22 protein-coding genes are annotated in these 18,957 nt (G+C 34.5%); 4 read left to right on the top strand and 18 right to left on the bottom strand.

The window, feature by feature from the left end; genetic code table 11:
- Positions 1-98 precede the first annotated feature (98 nt).
- The 4 genes from sufD to DSM00_RS01700 all read right to left on the bottom strand — a co-directional run bounded on the left by sufD (position 99) and on the right by DSM00_RS01700 (position 4,225).
- Positions 99-1,412 carry a Fe-S cluster assembly protein SufD gene (gene sufD, locus DSM00_RS01715; protein WP_128756293.1) on the bottom strand — a complete coding sequence of 438 codons (1,314 nt, stop codon included), beginning with the start codon at positions 1,410-1,412 and terminating at the stop codon, positions 99-101.
- A 48-nt stretch (positions 1,413-1,460) separates the two neighbouring features.
- Positions 1,461-2,216, bottom strand: a complete 756-nt coding sequence (sufC, locus tag DSM00_RS01710; protein WP_128756292.1) for a Fe-S cluster assembly ATPase SufC — start codon at positions 2,214-2,216, stop codon at positions 1,461-1,463.
- 188 nt (positions 2,217-2,404) lie between these two features.
- Positions 2,405-3,850, bottom strand: coding sequence for a Fe-S cluster assembly protein SufB (sufB, locus tag DSM00_RS01705; RefSeq protein ID WP_128756291.1), 1,446 nt, complete (start codon positions 3,848-3,850; stop codon positions 2,405-2,407).
- Between the two features lie 45 nt (positions 3,851-3,895).
- Positions 3,896-4,225, bottom strand: a complete 330-nt coding sequence (locus tag DSM00_RS01700; RefSeq protein WP_128756290.1) for a HesB/IscA family protein — start codon at positions 4,223-4,225, stop codon at positions 3,896-3,898.
- Positions 4,226-4,532: 307 nt separating this feature from the next.
- Here DSM00_RS01700 and thiL point away from each other — a divergent pair, with 307 nt between their 5' ends.
- A complete protein-coding gene (gene thiL / locus DSM00_RS01695) occupies positions 4,533-5,591 on the top strand; it encodes a thiamine-phosphate kinase (RefSeq protein WP_128756289.1) in 1,059 nt (352 codons plus the stop codon).
- On the opposite strand, the gene DSM00_RS01690 is transcribed toward thiL, so the two are convergent.
- Complete coding sequence (locus DSM00_RS01690) at positions 5,588-5,830, bottom strand: hypothetical protein (protein WP_128756288.1); 243 nt, start codon at positions 5,828-5,830, stop codon at positions 5,588-5,590. The two genes, thiL and DSM00_RS01690, sit on opposite strands and share 4 nt — an antisense overlap.
- A 153-nt stretch (positions 5,831-5,983) precedes the next feature.
- Positions 5,984-6,751 carry an alpha/beta hydrolase gene (locus DSM00_RS01685; protein WP_128756287.1) on the bottom strand — a complete coding sequence of 256 codons (768 nt, stop codon included), beginning with the start codon at positions 6,749-6,751 and terminating at the stop codon, positions 5,984-5,986.
- Between the two features lie 37 nt (positions 6,752-6,788).
- On the opposite strand from DSM00_RS01685, the gene brnQ reads away from it, so the two are divergent.
- The 3 genes from brnQ to DSM00_RS01675 all read left to right on the top strand — a co-directional run bounded on the left by brnQ (position 6,789) and on the right by DSM00_RS01675 (position 8,913).
- The gene (brnQ, locus tag DSM00_RS01680; RefSeq protein WP_128756286.1) at positions 6,789-8,081 is read left to right on the top strand and encodes a branched-chain amino acid transport system II carrier protein; all 1,293 of its coding nucleotides are present in this window, start codon (positions 6,789-6,791) and stop codon (positions 8,079-8,081) included.
- The gene (locus tag DSM00_RS15495; protein WP_164916277.1) at positions 8,081-8,230 is read left to right on the top strand and encodes a hypothetical protein; all 150 of its coding nucleotides are present in this window, start codon (positions 8,081-8,083) and stop codon (positions 8,228-8,230) included. Before brnQ ends, DSM00_RS15495 begins: the two co-directional genes overlap by 1 nt.
- 62 nt (positions 8,231-8,292) lie before the next feature.
- Complete coding sequence (locus DSM00_RS01675) at positions 8,293-8,913, top strand: DUF2652 domain-containing protein (protein ID WP_128756285.1); 621 nt, start codon at positions 8,293-8,295, stop codon at positions 8,911-8,913.
- On the opposite strand, the gene DSM00_RS01670 is transcribed toward DSM00_RS01675, so the two are convergent.
- From DSM00_RS01670 to DSM00_RS01620, 12 genes are all read right to left on the bottom strand, one after another.
- The gene (locus DSM00_RS01670; protein ID WP_128756284.1) at positions 8,894-9,388 is read right to left on the bottom strand and encodes a GreA/GreB family elongation factor; all 495 of its coding nucleotides are present in this window, start codon (positions 9,386-9,388) and stop codon (positions 8,894-8,896) included. The genes DSM00_RS01675 and DSM00_RS01670 overlap by 20 nt on opposite strands.
- A 314-nt stretch (positions 9,389-9,702) precedes the next feature.
- Entirely contained in the window at positions 9,703-10,083 is a 381-nt protein-coding gene (locus DSM00_RS01665; protein WP_128756283.1) for a hypothetical protein, read from the bottom strand.
- An 18-nt stretch (positions 10,084-10,101) separates the two neighbouring features.
- On the bottom strand, positions 10,102-10,527 hold the full coding sequence (locus DSM00_RS01660) for a hypothetical protein (RefSeq protein ID WP_128756282.1): 426 nt from the start codon (positions 10,525-10,527) through the stop codon (positions 10,102-10,104).
- Between the two features lie 20 nt (positions 10,528-10,547).
- Complete coding sequence (locus tag DSM00_RS01655) at positions 10,548-10,964, bottom strand: GreA/GreB family elongation factor (RefSeq protein WP_128756281.1); 417 nt, start codon at positions 10,962-10,964, stop codon at positions 10,548-10,550.
- Between the two features lie 14 nt (positions 10,965-10,978).
- Positions 10,979-12,292 carry a Glu/Leu/Phe/Val family dehydrogenase gene (locus DSM00_RS01650; protein WP_128756280.1) on the bottom strand — a complete coding sequence of 438 codons (1,314 nt, stop codon included), beginning with the start codon at positions 12,290-12,292 and terminating at the stop codon, positions 10,979-10,981.
- A gap of 10 nt (positions 12,293-12,302) precedes the next feature.
- Positions 12,303-12,665 carry a hypothetical protein gene (locus DSM00_RS01645; RefSeq protein ID WP_128756279.1) on the bottom strand — a complete coding sequence of 121 codons (363 nt, stop codon included), beginning with the start codon at positions 12,663-12,665 and terminating at the stop codon, positions 12,303-12,305.
- Positions 12,666-12,698: 33 nt separating this feature from the next.
- Positions 12,699-12,851 carry a hypothetical protein gene (locus tag DSM00_RS15595; RefSeq protein WP_206633777.1) on the bottom strand — a complete coding sequence of 51 codons (153 nt, stop codon included), beginning with the start codon at positions 12,849-12,851 and terminating at the stop codon, positions 12,699-12,701.
- A gap of 217 nt (positions 12,852-13,068) precedes the next feature.
- Positions 13,069-14,394, bottom strand: coding sequence for a sigma-54-dependent transcriptional regulator (locus DSM00_RS01640; RefSeq protein ID WP_128756278.1), 1,326 nt, complete (start codon positions 14,392-14,394; stop codon positions 13,069-13,071).
- Between the two features lie 6 nt (positions 14,395-14,400).
- Entirely contained in the window at positions 14,401-15,480 is a 1,080-nt protein-coding gene (locus DSM00_RS01635) for a sensor histidine kinase (protein WP_241652337.1), read from the bottom strand.
- An 89-nt stretch (positions 15,481-15,569) separates the two neighbouring features.
- Complete coding sequence (nhaA, locus tag DSM00_RS01630; RefSeq protein ID WP_128756276.1) at positions 15,570-16,871, bottom strand: Na+/H+ antiporter NhaA; 1,302 nt, start codon at positions 16,869-16,871, stop codon at positions 15,570-15,572.
- A gap of 60 nt (positions 16,872-16,931) precedes the next feature.
- On the bottom strand, positions 16,932-17,537 hold the full coding sequence (locus DSM00_RS01625; protein WP_128756275.1) for a hypothetical protein: 606 nt from the start codon (positions 17,535-17,537) through the stop codon (positions 16,932-16,934).
- Between the two features lie 196 nt (positions 17,538-17,733).
- Complete coding sequence (locus tag DSM00_RS01620) at positions 17,734-18,837, bottom strand: formylglycine-generating enzyme family protein (protein ID WP_128756274.1); 1,104 nt, start codon at positions 18,835-18,837, stop codon at positions 17,734-17,736.
- Between the last annotated feature and the right edge of the window lie 120 nt (positions 18,838-18,957).

Raw genomic sequence — 18,957 nt, 5'->3', positions numbered from 1 at the left:
TATTCCCAAGTACTAATTATACATAAGGAACATTTTCAATTAAATTTTAAAGCTATTTTAAGTTCCAGATTACGTTAGTTAAAAACGCAATGTGTGTACTACACGTCAAAACCTAAATTCACCTCTAATTTATTGGCTATTAATTTTGTAATTCGAGCTTTAAGCTGAGGGATTTTAACACTCTCTAATACATTATTTGCAAATGCATACATTAGCAGTGCACGTCCTTCTTTTACACCAATTCCTCTTGCACGCATATAAAATAATGCGTCTTCATCTAGTTGACCTATAGTACACCCGTGAGAACAACGTACATCATCTGCAAAAATCTCTAATTGTGGCTTAGAATTAATCGAAGCTTTATCACTTACTAGAATATTATTATTAGACTGGTACGCATTGATTTTTTGAGCAATACTATCTACAACAACCTTACCATTAAATACTCCCGTAGCATTATCATCAAAGATACCTTTGTAATCTTGATGACTTTCGCAATTAGGCTGCTTGTGATGCACTAATGTATTGTGATCTACGTGCTGCTTATCCTCGATAATAGTAACTCCTTTTAAAATAGAGTTGTTATGCTCTCCATTCTGGTAGAAGTTAAGATTGTTACGTGTTAATTTTCCGCCGAAAGAAAATGTATGCACAGATACTTCACTAGAATCTTGTTGATCTATATGTGTATTATCTATTAAAGATGCATTCTCTTTATCGTTCTGGATTTTATAATAATCAACCATTGCACGCTTACCTGCATAAATTTCGGTAACGCTATTTGTAAAGACTGCATTTCCATTTAAGCTCTGGTGACGCTCGATTATTTGTACTTCTGCATTTTCTTCTGCAACAATTAAGTTACGAGGCTGAAGCATTAAGTTAGCTTCATTTCCTGTTGAGAAGTGTAAAATCTGGATAGGTTTATTTACGGCCTTTCCTTTAGGGACATAAATGTATGCTCCTTCTTTAGCAAATGCAGTATTTAAAGAGGTCAAACTATCTTGAGGTGCTATTTTATTAAAATATACATCAATAACCGCTTTATATCTAGGCTTTGTAAGCGCTGCACTCAGCAGACAAACATCTACACCATCATGAGTAGTTTCAGACAAGTAAGAACTATAAACACCATCTATAAAGACAATTTTATACGTGTCAAGATCGTGTATAAAATATTTCTTCACATCTTTAAACTCAATAGTATCCTCTTGTTTAGAGACTAAACTGAAATCCTGCTTAATAATACTGTTGAGTGAAGTATATTTCCAATCCTCCTGTTTTTTAGAAGGGAAGCCTTTTTCCTCAAATACTTTTATAGCTTCATCTTTAATATCGTGAAGGCTGTTATCTAAATCAAGATGCTCCTGAGATGTTAAGTAAGAAGAAAGTAATTTATCTTTAAGATTCATAATCGTTCAATTTTCAATGTTAATAATTATCTCGTTTAATGATAATTATTATCCTGCAGCTAATTCTGCCTTCACCCAGTCGTATCCTTTTTCTTCTAATTCTAAAGCAAGTTCTTTACCTCCAGACTTCACTATTTTACCATCAACAAGCACGTGAACAAAATCTGGTACGATATAATCTAATAATCTTTGGTAATGCGTAATAACAATTACTGCATTGTCTTTACTTCTTAATTTATTGACGCCATTAGAAACAATGCGCAATGCATCAATATCAAGACCAGAATCGGTCTCATCGAGGATTGCTAATTTTGGCTCTAACATCGCCATTTGAAAGATTTCATTTCTCTTTTTCTCACCACCAGAAAAACCTTCGTTTAAAGATCTTGATAAGAACTTACGGTCTATTTCAAGAAGTTCAGATTTTTCTTTAATCATTTTAAGCATATCGCTAGCCGGCATATCTTCTAGACCTTTAGCTTTACGTATTTGATTAATTGCTGTCTTGATAAAGTTAGTTACAGAAACTCCAGGTATTTCTACAGGATACTGAAATGAAAGAAACACCCCTTTATGCGCACGAACTTCGGCATCTAAGTCTAAGATAGACTCGTCTTCAAACAATACATCTCCCGCACTTACCTCATATTCCTCTTTACCCGCTATCACAGAAGACAACGTACTTTTACCAGAGCCGTTAGGGCCCATAATAGCATGTACTTCTCCCGCATTAACTTTCAGATTTATTCCTTTAAGAATATCTTTTCCTTCTATACCTGCACTTAGGTTTTTAATTTCTAACATAATCTCAGTTCTATTAGTTGCTCGCAGCAACCGTACTTTAATTTCTTAATTATTACCTAGTTTAAAATCTATACAATCACTTTAAACTAGCATTTTAAAATACTGAATCTACTTGTTCAGTAATAACTATTATTTACAGCATTAGGAGTACTATCTCCATAAAATCACGCCAATAGTGCTATTCTGTATTATCCTACAGAACCTTCTAATGAAATTTCCAGAAGCTTTTGAGCCTCTACAGCAAACTCCATCGGAAGTTTATTAAGCACTTCTTTACTAAAGCCATTTACAATTAAAGCAATAGCTTTTTCTGTATCTATACCACGCTGATTACAATAGAAAATTTGATCTTCACCAATTTTACTAGTCGTTGCCTCGTGTTCTATTTTAGCAGATTTGTTTTTTGCTTCGATATAAGGGAAGGTATGCGCACCACATTTATTACCCATTAAAAGCGAATCGCACTGAGAGAAATTACGCGCATTCTCTGCTCGGTTATTAATCTGTACTAAGCCACGGTAACTATTTTGTGAATTTCCTGCAGAAATACCCTTAGATATAATCGTACTCTTAGTGTTCTTACCTAAGTGAATCATTTTTGTACCCGTATCTGCTTGCTGAAAGTTATTAGTTACAGCAATGGAGTAAAATTCACCAATAGAATTATCACCCTTTAATACACAACTTGGATATTTCCAGGTTACAGCACTACCTGTTTCTACTTGTGTCCACGAAATTTTTGCATTTTTCTCACAAAGACCTCGTTTTGTTACAAAATTGTAAACTCCACCTTTTCCTTCTGCATTACCAGGATACCAGTTTTGTACAGTAGAATATTTAATTTCTGCGTCGTCAAGTGCAATTAGCTCAACAACTGCAGCATGCAATTGATTCTCATCTCTTGATGGCGCTGTACACCCTTCAAGATAACTTACATAGCTACCCGCATCAGCCACAACAAGTGTACGCTCAAATTGACCGGTATTTGCTTGATTGATTCTAAAATAAGTAGAAAGTTCCATAGGACATTTAACCCCTTTTGGAATGTAGCAAAAAGAGCCATCACTAAACACAGCACTATTTAATGCAGCATAAAAGTTATCCTTTTGAGGAACCACTGTACCTAAATACTTTTTCACTAACTCTGGATGCTCCTTAATTGCTTCAGAAATAGGGCAAAAAATTATACCTTTTTCCGCAAGAGTTTTCTTGAAAGTTGTTGCAACAGATACAGAATCCATCACAATATCAACAGCAACTCCCGCTAATTTCTTTTGCTCATCTATAGAGATACCTAAACGCTTAAACGTATCAAGCAATTCTGGATCTACTTCATCAAGGCTATCAAACTTCGGCTTTTTTGAAGGTGCAGAGTAGTATGATATACTTTGAAAATTTGGCTTTTCATAGTGGACATTTGCCCACTCCGGCTCTTCCATTGTTTGCCAATGTCTAAACGCCTCTAATCGCCAATTAGTCATCCACTCCGGCTCTTCTTTCTTCAGAGAAATTGCCCGTACTATATCTTCATTTAATCCAATAGGAAATGTTTCAGACTCAATATCTGTATAAAACCCGTACTTGTATTCTTTGGTGGCTAATTCCTTTTCTAAATCGTCTTCTGTATATGCCATATAATCTTTATAACCTGTTTAAAAAACAGCTATTTAAAATTCTTTTTAAAGTGAAAAACTTTCACCACAACCGCAGGTACGCTGCGCATTAGGATTATTAAAAACAAATCCCTTCCCATTAAGACCTCCGCTATATTCCAGAACAGTCCCTATGAGGTATAAAAAACTCTTTTTATCCACAATAAGCTTGATGTTATTGTCTTCAAACAACTTATCTTCTTCTGCTAAGCTTTTATCAAACTTTAATTCATAAGATAAACCAGAGCATCCGCCGCTTTTCACACCTACTCTAACATAGTCAACACCAGCGTCATAACCCTCCTCATTCATTAAGGTGGCTATTTTCTTTTTAGCATCTTCACTTACTTTAATCATATCCTTCTAAATTAGTGCAAATATACCATTTAAGTAGGGTTTTACCATACATCCTTACATTAAACTATACTATGGTTGTATAGCTTCTATATATAGTAAAATAATTACTCATCAGTTCTACTTATTGATAGCGTATTCTAAAATTCAATACAGTTTTAGAACCTTCCTATTCTTTTACTTTTATTAATTATTAATCGTATGAATTATAAAATTACAACCTTCCTAAATTTATAAAAAACAATAATCTATTCTTCTAATTTTCCTTTTGATATATTCAAACTAACTTTGCTGAAAAATAATAACAGTTATGTTTGACAATAAAGATCAATCCCGTACATCTCTAAGTGAACTTGGTGAATTTGGTTTAATAAATCATTTGACCAAAGATTTTGCTGTAAAACAATCCAGCACAGTAAAAAGTATAGGTGATGATGCCGCAGTGATTGATACAAAGGGAAAACAGCTTGTTATATCTACAGACTTACTTATTGAAGGTGTTCATTTTGACTTAAGCTTTATGCCGCTCAAGCATTTAGGCTACAAATCTGTGATGGTAAATCTTTCAGATATTTATGCAATGAATGCTGAAGCCACTCAAATTACTGTTTCTATTGCAGTTTCAAATAGATTTCCATTAGAGGCTCTTGAAGAATTGTATGCTGGTATCGAACTTGCTTGCGCAATTTATAATGTAGATCTTGTGGGTGGTGATACTACTTCAAGTACAAAGGGTCTGCTTATAAGTGTTACTGCTCTGGGCCTTGCAGATGCCGATCAAATTACAGGAAGAGATGGTGCAAAAGATGGTGATTTACTGGTTGTTTCCGGAGACTTAGGTGCTTCGTATATGGGACTTCAAATTCTTGAGCGAGAAAAACAAGTACATAAAGTAAATCCTAATTCGCAACCTGATCTAGAGCCCTATTCTTACTTGATAGAGCGCCAATTAAAACCAGAAGCACGCCGAGATATCATCGATCTACTTAAAAAGATTGAGATTAAACCCACTTCGATGATAGACATTAGCGATGGGCTTTCTTCAGAAATCATTCATTTATGTAAAAACTCAAAAACTGGTGTTCGCCTCTATGAAGATAAGATTCCATTAGATCCACAAATGATCAATGTTTGTGAGGAATTTAAAATAGATAGTACAACTGTTGCACTTAGTGGTGGTGAAGATTATGAACTATTGTTCACTATTGCTCAAACTGATTATGAAAAAATAAAGGGGAATCCTAATTTTACTGTTATCGGTCATATTACACCAGAGGGAGATGGTATGAATCTTATTACACGAGCTAACACGTCTATACCTATTGTAGCGCGCGGCTGGAATGCATTAAGTAATGAAACTGAAGATTAAGCGGCTTGTCGCTCCTGCTTAATTATATAAAACTTCTCCATAACTTCATTAATACGTTTTAACTTTGGAGTAAGTGGCTGTATTTCACCATTATCATCTGTAGTGAATTCTCTTTGACAATGTAAGCATTGATATTCTTGTTGTTCCGTTTTATAGGACTTAGACACTTGATATTTATGTCCAAAGACACGACACTTTAAACTTTTGATGAAACTCATAGCGGACGGGGTAGCATTCATAAATTACATTTGAAATTCATACGCTGAATTTAACAAAATATTGTATAAATCATCAACTCCCTTTAATTTTTACAGCATTCTGAATTATAGATCAGTCTGTTACAGAAATTTTAAAAGAAATGGCTTAAACTAAAAATTTTCTAATACTCCCCGTTAAAAGTTTAGAAATATATTTTCTAACGCCTGCCGATTTTCTAAGTGAAGCATATGCCCACCGGTCACAATGTGTATATCTATAGAACTAGAATCACACTTTTCTAGCAAATCATCCGCGTTTATTAATGTGTCGCTCGATCCTAAAATAATTTTTTTTCTAAATGCGCCTTGTTTAAACATTGTAGTATAATCTTTACGAGCAGCCATTCCATTTTGACAGGCAATATAACTATCTGGTGATGTCGTAAGTGCTACTTCTTTGGTCTTAGCTATCTCATTCCTAAGTTCTTCTCGAAGGTTTTTTGTAAAAAGATTTACGACAGACATCGATATTAGCGCTTCATAATTACTACGCGCCACTTTGATACCGTGTTTTCTCAATTTTTTTCGCGCCTCGGTATCTGCTTCTGGAGTAGAATTGAGTAATACAATTCCCCATACATTCTTCGGAAATAAATCTACATAAGCCAGAGCCACATATCCTCCCATAGAATGGCCTATAAAATTCACACTCTCGACACCTAAACTTTTTAAAGTGTTGTGAACAGCTCTCGCCATATCAAGCATTGTATTTTCTGTATGCAGTAATTCACTTTTACCATGCCCCGGCAAATCTATTGCTATCACGCGGTACTTATTTGCCAGTAAATGTATAAACGGATTCCAAATGGATTTATCCTCTAGAAATCCGTGCAATAAACACAGAGCTTCTCCCTCACCGTTTTCTGAATAATTTAGCGACTTAACATTAATAGTTGGTGTCATTTTATTTTATCTTTCACCCCCGAAAGATACGTTGCATATGAGATTTACCAAAGAGACCGCAATTACTTCATTTGCACTATTTTCTCTGTTTTTTGGTGCCGGAAATTTAATTATCCCTCCATACTTAGGGTACACAGCTGGCAACGAATGGTTTCTAACCAGCTTAGGTTTTGCTTTATCGGCAGTAATTATTCCGATTTTAGGAATATTTGCTCACGCACGTTTACAAGGTACTTTACTCGACTTCGGAAAAAAAGTACATCCTATCTTCAGTCTGGTTTTCTGTATCATCGTGTATCTCATTGCCGTTACACTACCAGGACCACGCACCGCTTCAGTTACTTATGAAATAGGCTTACAACCCTACTTTGATATAACTTCTTTAACGTCAAGTAGTATTTACTTTGGACTTGTTTTATTATTTGTACTTAACAGGTCAAAAATCATTGATGTACTCGGAAAATATCTAACTCCGTTACTTCTCTTAATTTTAGCAACGATTATAGGAGTAGCTATTTTTGCCGAGTTACCCACTCCAAAGGGGTCTACAAATGAGACCGCTTTATTCACAGGGATTATAGAAGGTTATCAGACTTTTGATGCTATTGGAGCAATTGTAATTGGAGCAATTTTAGTAGTTTCATTGAATTTAAAAAATCAAGAATCTCCCGAAATAAACAAAAAAGTACTTTATAGAGCTGGGATTTTTGCAGGGATTGGGTTATCTCTTATTTACTTTGGTCTTATCTATGTAGGCGCATTATTCAGCACATTTGTAGAGACTTCTTCCCGTACAGATTTACTTTCCATTCTAAGCTATGAAACTCTTGGAAAAGGCGGAAGAATTCTACTTTCGGTTTTAATAAGTCTGGCTTGCTTTACAACAGCTATAGGTATTGTTGCTGGAACAGCAGATTTTGTAAAAGGCTTATTTAAAGGATCTCAAGCCGCTTATTTAATCACTGCCTTTTCAGCAAGTATATTAGGAATTATAATAGGTCAAACGGGCGTTGCCTACATTATAGGTATTGCAGTACCCGCTTTAAATTTTATATATCCACTGGTAATTGTATTGATCATACTCAATATTTTTCCACCTAAAATGGTTTCTCCGTTTATCTTTCGCACCGTTGCCATTGCCACCTTTCTCTTTAGTATTCCAGATTTTTTAATCAGTCTGAATCTTCTAACTCTGGAAGCTGCAGATGACCACCTCCCTTTTATTAATTATGGAATTAGCTGGGTTATACCTACATTGATTATTTTTGTACTTGCGAAAATTATCGAACCCCTAATATTCAAGAAGGATTCATCTGAGACCGAAAACTGATGGCAAAAAAAGGCACACCAAAAAACGGAAAAAATAAAGCAAAGCACACCATGCTACTCAAACGCAAAAAAGACAAGCTGCGCGATGAAAAGGAAACACGTGCTCAAAAATTAAAGGCTATTTTAAAATCTACCCAAGATAATAACTAAAGCCGTTTTAAATTTTTACTAAAATCAGCGTGGTATATTTTAATTGCTAGATATTTACCAGTATGAAAGCTGAACCTACATTAATTTGCATTCCAGACATTAGTGGTTTTACGCAATTTATGCGTGAGGCAAATTTTGAACTTACTTCACAAATTATCCCCGCTCTACTTAACGAGATTATTTACTCGAACACTATTGATTTAAAGGTTTCTGAAATTGAAGGTGATGCTGTACTGTTTTTTAGAAGCGGTGAATTACCCAATCTTAATGATCTGATAGATCAATGCATTCGCTTTTACCTTGACTTTTATGAACGGATGGATCTTCTTTACAAAAAGCACAAAAAAACAGAAGACGCAGCTAGTATTCCTGAAATTCTTGGTTTAAAAATCATATTGCATTATGGAGAAGAGATTGCTATGGTTCCTATAGGGAATAGAATAAAGCTTATGGGCGAAGATGTTATAACAGCTCATAGACTTTTGAAAAACACCATCAAAACAGATGAGTATTTGCTGATATCTGACCAACTTTTGAAAAATTACAATAAACAAGAGTTTATAGAAAAATGCAATTGGAGTGCATTACGCAATGAAGCTATAGATGTCGAACACTTGGGGACAATTAAATATCATTATATAGATTTATTACCGCTAAAAGATTCTAATGCACGTAATCTATAGAAAGGATTAATAATTTTCTTACTTCATTACCCAATTGTAATTTAGCTACATCACCTACTTTTTTACCTGTAAGTACTCTAGCGATAGGAGCTGTAAAAGCAATTTTATTCTTTTTTACATCAGCCTCGTCTACACCTACAATACACAGCACATTTGTGAGGTTGTTTATTTTATAGCGTACTGTAGCTCCAAAACGCACTTCGCTCTCATCGATGTCATCAATTACACGTGCGCTGAGAATACGCTCATTAAGCAATTGTAATCTTCCCACCAGAATTGCTTTAGAACGTCTTTGCTCACGATCGTCTGCCTCATTAAGATTTGCGATTTGGGCAAGTAAATGTTTCTTTTCGTCCTTTAATTCTTGCAGTCCATTTTGTGTCACATAATTAAGAACACCTTCAGGCAATGCTGCCCGAGGCGGAATTATTGGTGCTTCTTCCTGATCATCTTCTTTTACAAATCCTCTGCTCATATTTATTTCTATTCTGAATAAGGTAGGTATAAAATATATAAACCATCTATAACAAAAACATAAAATACTAGACCCTACAAAAAGTACCAAGCAAAATATTCAATGATTTTTCAACCATTTATCATTCATTATCAAATAGACAAACGATAATAAAAAGCTATTAAAAGAGGTACATAACAACCTCATTGAATACAAAAAGAAGGCCGAAGAAAATGACACAAAGAATCAAGATCTGTAAGTAAAATTTAAAATCATTTTCCTTCACTTTTCTGAATTTTGATTAATAATAAGTTTAAATTCTAGTTTTTACACACCTAACTCACTTCTATATGAGTTAGTCGTTCATATACTAAATTCTGTAGTGCTTTGAACTCTCTAAAATGATTCAGAAACTGATTACGCTGCATATCTTGCTCGTGATTCCAATCTGGACTATAGACCTGCGAACCGTAATCTTTTTCTTTTTGCAATCTTTGTTCTTGTCTAAACAGCGTGGCTAGAAACAGTGTGTTTTTTCGTCTAAAAGCCAAAAGATTATAATTGAGTGAGTTGTTTTTTATAAGTCTCTTTTCAATTGGTGTTAGTTGATTTATCTCGAGTGTGATCTGCTCGAGTTGCATCATCCAGAAATTGAGCTCTTTAATATCTTTATTAAAAAGCTGAATTGTAAAATAGTGATCTTGTGATTTGTTCATTATTAAAATTCCCGAATCTTATTTCAATCTTGATTGAATATTCCCTGAAGGCTTAAGGGAAATATTGACAACGTTTAAAGTATTAAAAACGTTGCATTTAAGTTTTGAGCACTGCTCTATATGGTAATTAAATAGCCGTCTCAATTGTTCATGTTGACGCTGGTAATAGATCTCACAATCCATATCATCACATTCTCTGTTATCTTGTACTTGATTTACATATTTGTAATAAATACTAAGCTGTGAACGTGTTTCATTTCTTTTGTCAAAGACTTTCTGGAGCAAAGCAGAATCTGTTGTATTTGCATAACTCATCCACTTTGTGAAAGCATCAAGCTCTTGATGTAAAGCTTCTAAAACTTTAATCCAGGTTTGTAATTCTGCGTGAGTATTTTTCTGAAATAGATCAAACTCATTGTCATGATTGTAAGCACTTGTATTCATACTATTCTAGTTTGATTTGTTTAATATAAAACACCGCTATCTATGGCGTCATCATACTGAAGAACCTTCTTAATACATATTTTTTCAAAACCATTATTAAAATCACCTTCAATTCTATCTCCTTCAGAGCACCCAATAAGTGCAGCTCCTAGTGAAGACATCACAGAAATTCTTTTTCTTAAAAGATCATTTTTTGCAGGAGGTACAATAAAGAATTCTTGTGTACCTGTATCACTATCTATAGTGACTTTACTATTAAACCGAACCACATCTGCGGGGATTTCTGTATCCTCGCAGATCATGGCCAGTTGTAATTCTTCATTCAATTTATTAATCGAATTGCGTATGATAGGATCGTCTAAATGATAGGAGATGTTCATAATACGTTTTAAAAGAACGTATTCTTTCTTCTCTAAAATTAAGCTTCCGTATTTCACAACGATTATCTCATTTATGGGAAAATCCCACGTTGTACGTATGCTTTTTCAATACGTTCAATAGCTAAAATATACGCAGCAGTACGCATATCAACATTACGTTCTTTAGCAGCGTCATCTACATCATTAAAGTTGGCACCCAGTTTTTTCTCTAACTTCTCCATAACCTCATCAAGTTGCCATAACTCTCCGTTACGATTTTGAAGCCATTCAAAATAACTAGTAATAACACCACCAGAATTGCATAAAATATCTGGTATAATGGTCACACCCTTTTTAAGAAGTATTTTTTCACCTTCTACATTTGTAGGACCGTTGGCACCTTCTGCAATAAGCTTAGCTTTAACATCACCGGCATTTTCTTCTGTAATTTGATTACCTAAAGCCGCAGGAATTATTAAATCACAGTCTAATGCAAAAAATTCATTTTTATTTATTTCTGAAGCACCCGGGAAGTTTTGTACACTTCCTTCATTTGCATTGATATGGTTAAATAAATCTTTAACACCTATACCCTCTTCTTTATAAATACTAGCAAAAGCATCTTGAACTCCTACCATTAGAGCACCATCTTGCTCCATAAAATAAGCAGCCCAGTATCCAACATTTCCAAAACCTTGGACGATGTATTTTTTACCTTTAAGCGGAAAATTATTCTTTTCTGCCCATAACTTAATACATAAGTAAACACCATAACCAGTAGCGCGATCACGACCTTCAAGACCTCCAGAACCAACTGGCTTACCCGTAACTACATGTTGATGTGTAGAACGCTCAGAAGGACTCTTTGTAGACATATAAGTATCTGCAATCCACGCCATCGTTTGCGCTCCTGTGTTAACATCTGGGGCTGGGATATCATGTTCAGGTCCTATATTTTCACCTAAAGCATAGGTAAATCTACGTGTAATACGCTCTAATTCTGCTTGAGAATAGTTTTTAGGATTAATTTGAATACCACCTTTTGCACCACCATACGGTAAGCCGGCAAGAGATGTTTTCCACGTCATCCACATCGCTAATGCTTTTGCAGCATCAATATCAACTGTATCGTGGTAACGCAATCCACCCTTATAAGGTCCTAAAGCGTTGTTATGTTGTACACGATAACCCGTGAAAATTTGCACATCACCATTATCCATTTTTGCAGGAAAATGTATGATTATTTCATTGTTTGTAACGCTTAATATCCTGCGTATATTAGGATTTAAATTGATAATGTCTGCAGCAGTATTAAACTGCTCAAGAACATTTTCTACCATCCCGGTAGCATTAGACTTTGCAGGACGGTTTACAACTACAGTTGTATCTTTTTCTAGACTTGTCATATAAAATATATTATTTCAAGGTTACTTCACCAGATGATAAAGCACCCTCCAAATTTATGCTAACTACTTCAACTGCATTGAAAAACTTTGATCCATCTGCAAGTTTAACGTCAATTTTAGAAATACAACCTTCAACAACTTCGATATCTGTCACTTCAACCTCTTTGTTGTGTAGTTTTTTGTAATTAACAATCCCTCCTTTTTTTATAATAAAATTTTTCTTCGGAAAATTTATATGCTCAAATTGCGTGTTTGTTGCTCCAGATAATTTTAAAATATCCCCGGTTTTTACTTTTGGAGTTTCACAATTTCTCTGAGCTTGAATATTCAAAGTTCCCAGAGCGAGGATTACGGTAAATAAAATAGCTTTCATAGTTTTATATTTTTTAATTAATAGCAAATTTACTTAGTTCTCTTGATTTTTATCTAGTTGAACATCGTTTAAAGTTGTTGCGTAGTCATATTCACTGCAAGACCATACAAGCTCTTTTTGCATAGTTAATACGCAGGTTGTAATATGAACGCAACTCGGGCAAATATTAAATGAATTAATTTTCATAATATATTACTTTAACTATACCCATAATGGCAATACTAATGCCAACTACTAATCAAGTAACATATACAAATTTCAAAATTCTGTTATACAGTGCATTATGTATTTTTCTAAACTTTTGTGAAAGTTTGCAGGTAGGCTATTATTACCCTGGCGGGTAAATACTATCCAGTGAATAGTAGCCTACAAGGCACATTGTAATCTCCCTTCTTATTAAATTTTAATCTTTGAGTTTTTCCCGGAGTGTCTTTCTAGTTATTTGAAGAATTTCAGCAGCCTTAGTTTTATTATTCCCTGTAGCTCTTAAAACTTTTAAAATATAGTTCTTTTCCATGTTGGCAAGAGTTGTCAATGCCTCATCAGGAAAATCTAAAGTATATTTCAAATGATCTGGCAGATTGCTTAAACTAACCTTTTTGTCGCACATAATTACCGCACGCTGTATCACATTTTCTAGCTCTCTAATATTTCCCGGCCAGTGATAACGCTTTAATACTTCTAAAGCATCTGTATCCATATTTATAAACCGATCCTTGTATTCTATCCCATATTTGAATAAAAATTTATCTACCAGTAATGGGATATCAACAACCCGTTCTCGCAAAGGCGGAACATCTATTTCTACAACACTTAAACGGTAGTATAAATCTTCCCTAAAAGTTTGTTGTTTAATCATCTCGTGCAAATTGCTATTAGTTGCAGCAACGACCCTCAAATCTATTTTTTCAGGAATCTGCGAACCTATACGCACGACTTCTTTTTCTTGTAATACACGTAATAATCGTACTTGAACGGCTAAAGATGCATTTCCTATTTCATCTAAAAATAGGGTGCCTCCCTGAGCTGCCTGAAAAGCTCCTTTTCTGTTTTTATCGGCACCTGTAAATGCGCCTTTCATGTAACCAAAGAGCTCTGCTTCTAAAAGATTTTCGGGGATTCCTCCACAATTTACTGCGATAAATGGTGCATTAGAAAATTTCCCACTGTAATGTATTGCGCGTGCGACAAGTTCTTTCCCAGTGCCGCTCTCCCCAGTTACTAGCACAGTTGCCTTATTATTTTTTACACGACCTATTAGCTGTAAAACCTCTTCAATTTTCTCAGATTTCCCTATGATTTCATTAAAGGTCGTTTCATTATTAAAATTTGAAGGCTTTGGAGGTTCTTCATTATTACGTATTGGGAGCGCTTTAATAACAGCAGTTTTAAGCTCTTCTTTTGTAAAAGGTTTAGTTAAATATTCGATGACTCCAGATTTTATTGCTGCCAATGAGTCTTGTACAGACGGGAAACCAGTTACAATAAGCTTCGGAATAGTTGGATAATGCTCAGAGACAAATTTCAGGAGCTCAAAACCATCAATCTCAGGCATTTTAAGATCTGTTATTAAAAGATCTATAGAGCTATCGCTTAAAATACTTACAGCTTCTTTTACTGACACCGCTCTATAGGTATGATAATCCCACGAATTTAAATGACGCTGTAAAAGTTCTAAAATATTTAGATCGTCATCTACAATAAGAATATTTTCTCTACGTAATTGCATAACTTATTATTTAGGTAAGCTTACTTTAAATGTAGCTCCTTTATCACTATTATTAGAAGCAACAATGGCTCCCTGATGACTTGCAACAATCCCGTGTACCACACTAAGTCCCAAACCGGAACCGGCTCCAGTAGGCTTTGTGGTAAAAAATGGCTGAAAGATCTTACCTAAAGTTTCATCAGACAGTCCTGGGCCTTCATCAATTACCTTTAAAATTATAGTTTTCTTATCTTGAAAAGCTTCAATAGTTACCAGTCCATTTTCCGGAGAAAAATAAATAGCATTTATAATAAGGTTGAAAATTATTTGTGTGAGCTGTACGGTATCTGCCCTTAAATACATTTCTTCTTCCTGAATTTTCACAATGTACTTAACCTTCTCCTTTCTAAAAGTGGCATCCAGTAAATTAATAGCATCATTTATATGCGGAACAATATTTATACTCATCTTTTCCTGCGGCATAGCACAGGCAAAAAACATCAACTTTTTAACCACCTCCCGTGAGAAAATAGCGTTTTTGATTATTTTATCAAGGTCTGCCACAGCACCTTTATCTTCTGAAAGACTATCTTGAAGAAGCTCTGAAAATCCTAGAATATTTGCTAAGGGAGTGTTGAGTTCGTGAGCGATACCAGCTGTTAATTCTCCAAGTATAGATAACCTGTCTGCGTGCTCCATTTGCCTTTTTAATAGGGCTTCACTGCGGCGAATGGCCACCCGCTCTAAAAAATCACCTATTTTAAGAGCTATATTATCTATAAGTTGTTGTTCCTCTTGTAAAAAACCCAATTTGGGATTTGTGATATAAGCAATCAACTCACCTTCTTGTTTGTTAAACAAAATTATAGGCGCGCTTATTGATTTATTAATATCGATTTTACCGGTATGAATTTGAGCACTTTCTTGATTAATAGATATTTCAGTGAATTCTGGGTGCTGAAAAGCTTTTTTTAAACATACCGCTATAGCTTTAAAAGTTTCTTTCTGTTCATCAAGATTAGCATTAACTAGAATTGAAGACACTTCATACAAACAGGTAAGCTCTTTTATACGTTCTCTTAGCGCATCTTCAAGACTACTACTCATCCTTATTAGCATTTTGATTAATTTGAATATATAAAACTTACCATTAAAATTGCTAAAATTCTAAGTGCAGACACCTTCGAAAAAAGCATTTAATTAGCTGTACGTTTTATTCTCAAAATCAAATATCCTAAAATAGCTGCAATTAATGAGCCTATTAAAATTCCCATTTTTGCCGACAGATTGTAAGAAGGATCATCTGAAAAAGCCAGATTAGACACAAAAATTGCCATTGTAAAACCGATACCTGCTAAAAAGGAAGTGCCTATAATATGCTGTAGGGATATTTCTTTAGGTACAGTTAAAAGTTTTAATTTTTGCGCCAGTACTACTATTGATGTAATACCTATACTCTTACCCAGCACCAGACATACCACAATATTTATTATCAACATGGTATCTAGATTGTCTCCTCCGGTAATTACAACTCCCGCATTAGCTAGTGCAAATAAGGGTATAATTAAATAAGCAACCCAGCCGTGAAGACTATGCTCCATGTGCTGTAAGGGAGATTGATATTTACCGGTCCATTCTTGAAGTTCATCAATTTCCTGAATTTGCTCCTTACTTAAGATAGGCTTTTTAGATATAGAAGCATCCTTGATATTATTAGTAATTGTAACAAGATTTTCTATAAATGCCGGGGTATTTATAGATTGCCTTATAGGAACTGCAAACGCTAATAAAACACCTGCTAGTGTAGGATGAATTCCAGATTTTAAAAACAAAACCCAGATTATAACACCCATTGTAACCAGCACAAATTTTGAATAATATCTTTTGTAAGAAAGAAAATACAAGAAAAGTAATAGTACTATCGCCGTTCCTAGTAAAGACATGGATATAGTTCCACTATAAAAAATTGCAATTACAAGAACTGCTCCCAGGTCATCTACAATAGCAAATGCCGTTAAAAAGATCTTGAGACTTAAAGGCACCCTTTTCCCCAAGGCATTTAAAATTGCTAGTGAAAATGCAATATCTGTAGCCATAGGAATTCCCCAACCTTTAAATGTAGATTCATTTTGATTGAGAATAAGGAAGAATAATACTGGTATGATCATTCCACCTATTGCACCAAATAATGGAAATGCCATTTTTTTAAACGAGTTCAATTCTCCTATAAGTACTTCCCGTTTAATTTCTAGACCTATTAAAAAGAAAAAGACAGTCATTAGACCATCATTAACCCAAAGCAAGAGCGGCTTATAAAGTTCAAAACTTTCTGTTTTAATACCCACTTTATAATTCCAAATTGAAGTGTAACTAGCTCCCAATGCAGAGTTTGCCCAAATTAAGGCGGTAAGTGTAGCTATCAATAACAATATCCCACCGAAGCCTTCAATTTTTACGAATTTTTGAAAAGGGGTACTACGAAGTATTTTTTTATCCATATTAAATAACATTTAATCAAATCACTAAATAGATATAATCAAATGACTGACATTAGTTTTTTAGTTCGTTTTCCGTACGCGATAGAAAAGAATAAATTGAATTGCAATTCCTGTAATTATTAAAAATATAATTTCAAGATTTGATAAAAGTTCGCTTACCTCAAGTGACTTCTGCGCACTATGCGTAAGATCTTTACTGGCGCTAATTTGAATTTTTGAAAGATCTATTAAGCTAGCACTCATTTCTTTAAGAGTCGTGTCTTTTTTTTTCTTTAAATCTGTGGAATTTGTAACATTTTGCTGTGCTTCAAGTTTGGTTAAGGTCTCAAAACTCTCCCTCAATTTTTTCAGATGATTACCTTCAGAAATGGTAAGCTTGGTGGCTTCAAAATTGTCTAAAAGCTGATCAATGCGTTCATTTTCTTTGGGATTAAAGTTTTGACTACTAGAATCTTTTAAAGAAAGTTTTTTGTTTGTAATTACATTAGATATAGAAAATATATATCCTTGTACCAGAACGCGATCTTTATAGACTTCTGTAACACACTCCCGAGCAACATCAAAATTTCGTTGATCTATTCTGTTAGTAGCAAGAACTAATAAAAATACAATTAACAACGCAAGTATTGCGTTAATGCGTTTTGATATAGATATTTTTCTAGACATAAATTTGAAGAGATTGAAGGATGTGAATACATAACTAAGCTCTGCAAAGTCTTTTCCAAATATACAACTACATCGTTATAACGTATTTATTTCTTTGATTTATAGCATTTTAATTACATAAAGATAATTTTTATAAAAATAAATGCTGGTCTATTAATTCCCGATAGGGTAATAATTACCCAATAATTACAGCGAATTATAGCATTGTGATATCTACCACTGTTCTAAAACCGGTATGGTCTGAAGCAGAATCTATGGTTTGCCCCATACGAGCAGATATACGATAACTGGCGCAATAGGACTTATCGCATAAAAAAGATCCACCTTTAATTACTTTTTCAGGCTGAAATTGATTTTGAGGATTATAAGATTTTAAAGGTCCCTGAGGATTTACTGTGATTTTATCTAATGGTAGGCTTTCGTAATAAGACACCGAAAACCAATCTGCAGTAAACTCCCAAACATTCCCTGCCATATCATATATCCCTAAAGAATTAGAGTCATAGGCGGCAACTGGAGCGAGATAAGAATTACCATCCTGAGCAGAATTTCTATTTGGGAAATCTCCTTGCCAAGTATTTGCTTTAGTTACCAGACTATTTTCATCATTTCCCCAGGTATAAACACCCCCGTGTAGTTTACCGAAGGCGGCTGCTTCCCATTCTGCTTCTGTAGGTAATCGCCTGTTAGCCCATCTACAATAAGCCATAGCATCAGTGTAAGCAATATGTACTACTGGATAATTATCTTTGTTTATAATTGAAGATTCGGGGCCTTGAGGATGTTTCCAGTTGGCACCTGTTTTCCATTCCCACCATTGCGCATAATTACTTAAATCAGACACACCTTCAACAGATCTATTAAAAATTAGTGATCCGGGCTGTAAAAGACTATCTGCCGGTTTTGGAGTTCCTGGAGGCAATTCCTTTTTCATTTGCTCCCAATCTACAGGCTGCTCTGCCACTGTAATATAACCGGTTGCTTCAACAAATTTTCTAAACTGAGCATTTGTTACTTCGGTTTGATCAATAAAAAATCCATCTACAGCAACAGGATGAGCCGGCTTTTCTCGGGGCAAAGCCAGCACGTCTGAACTTGCAGCTCCTTGTGTAAAGTTTACTCCAGAAACCCAAACCATCCCCTGTGGAGTAGCAACTGTATCTGGCTGTATGACTACTAATTTTAAAGGTTCACGCATCTCAACAGTTTCCTCTGTGTTTTTCTCAGAGTTCTGTTTGCAACCCGTTGCGAATGCTAGTAAAATAAGGATGATATAATAAAAAGGTTTACTCAAGTGCATAAAATGAATTAGAAATATTTTATTAAGATTAGTGAAATTAAACACTTTTCTAAAATCTCATTAGAATATCAGGATATAAGATTTGTATTAAAACTGATAATTCTTAGATTAAAACTGTAT

Origin of the sequence: Leeuwenhoekiella aequorea, from assembly GCF_004104375.1 — a bacterium.
Taxonomy (GTDB): domain Bacteria; phylum Bacteroidota; class Bacteroidia; order Flavobacteriales; family Flavobacteriaceae; genus Leeuwenhoekiella; species Leeuwenhoekiella aequorea.
This window is presented reverse-complemented; position numbering and strand designations above follow the sequence as displayed.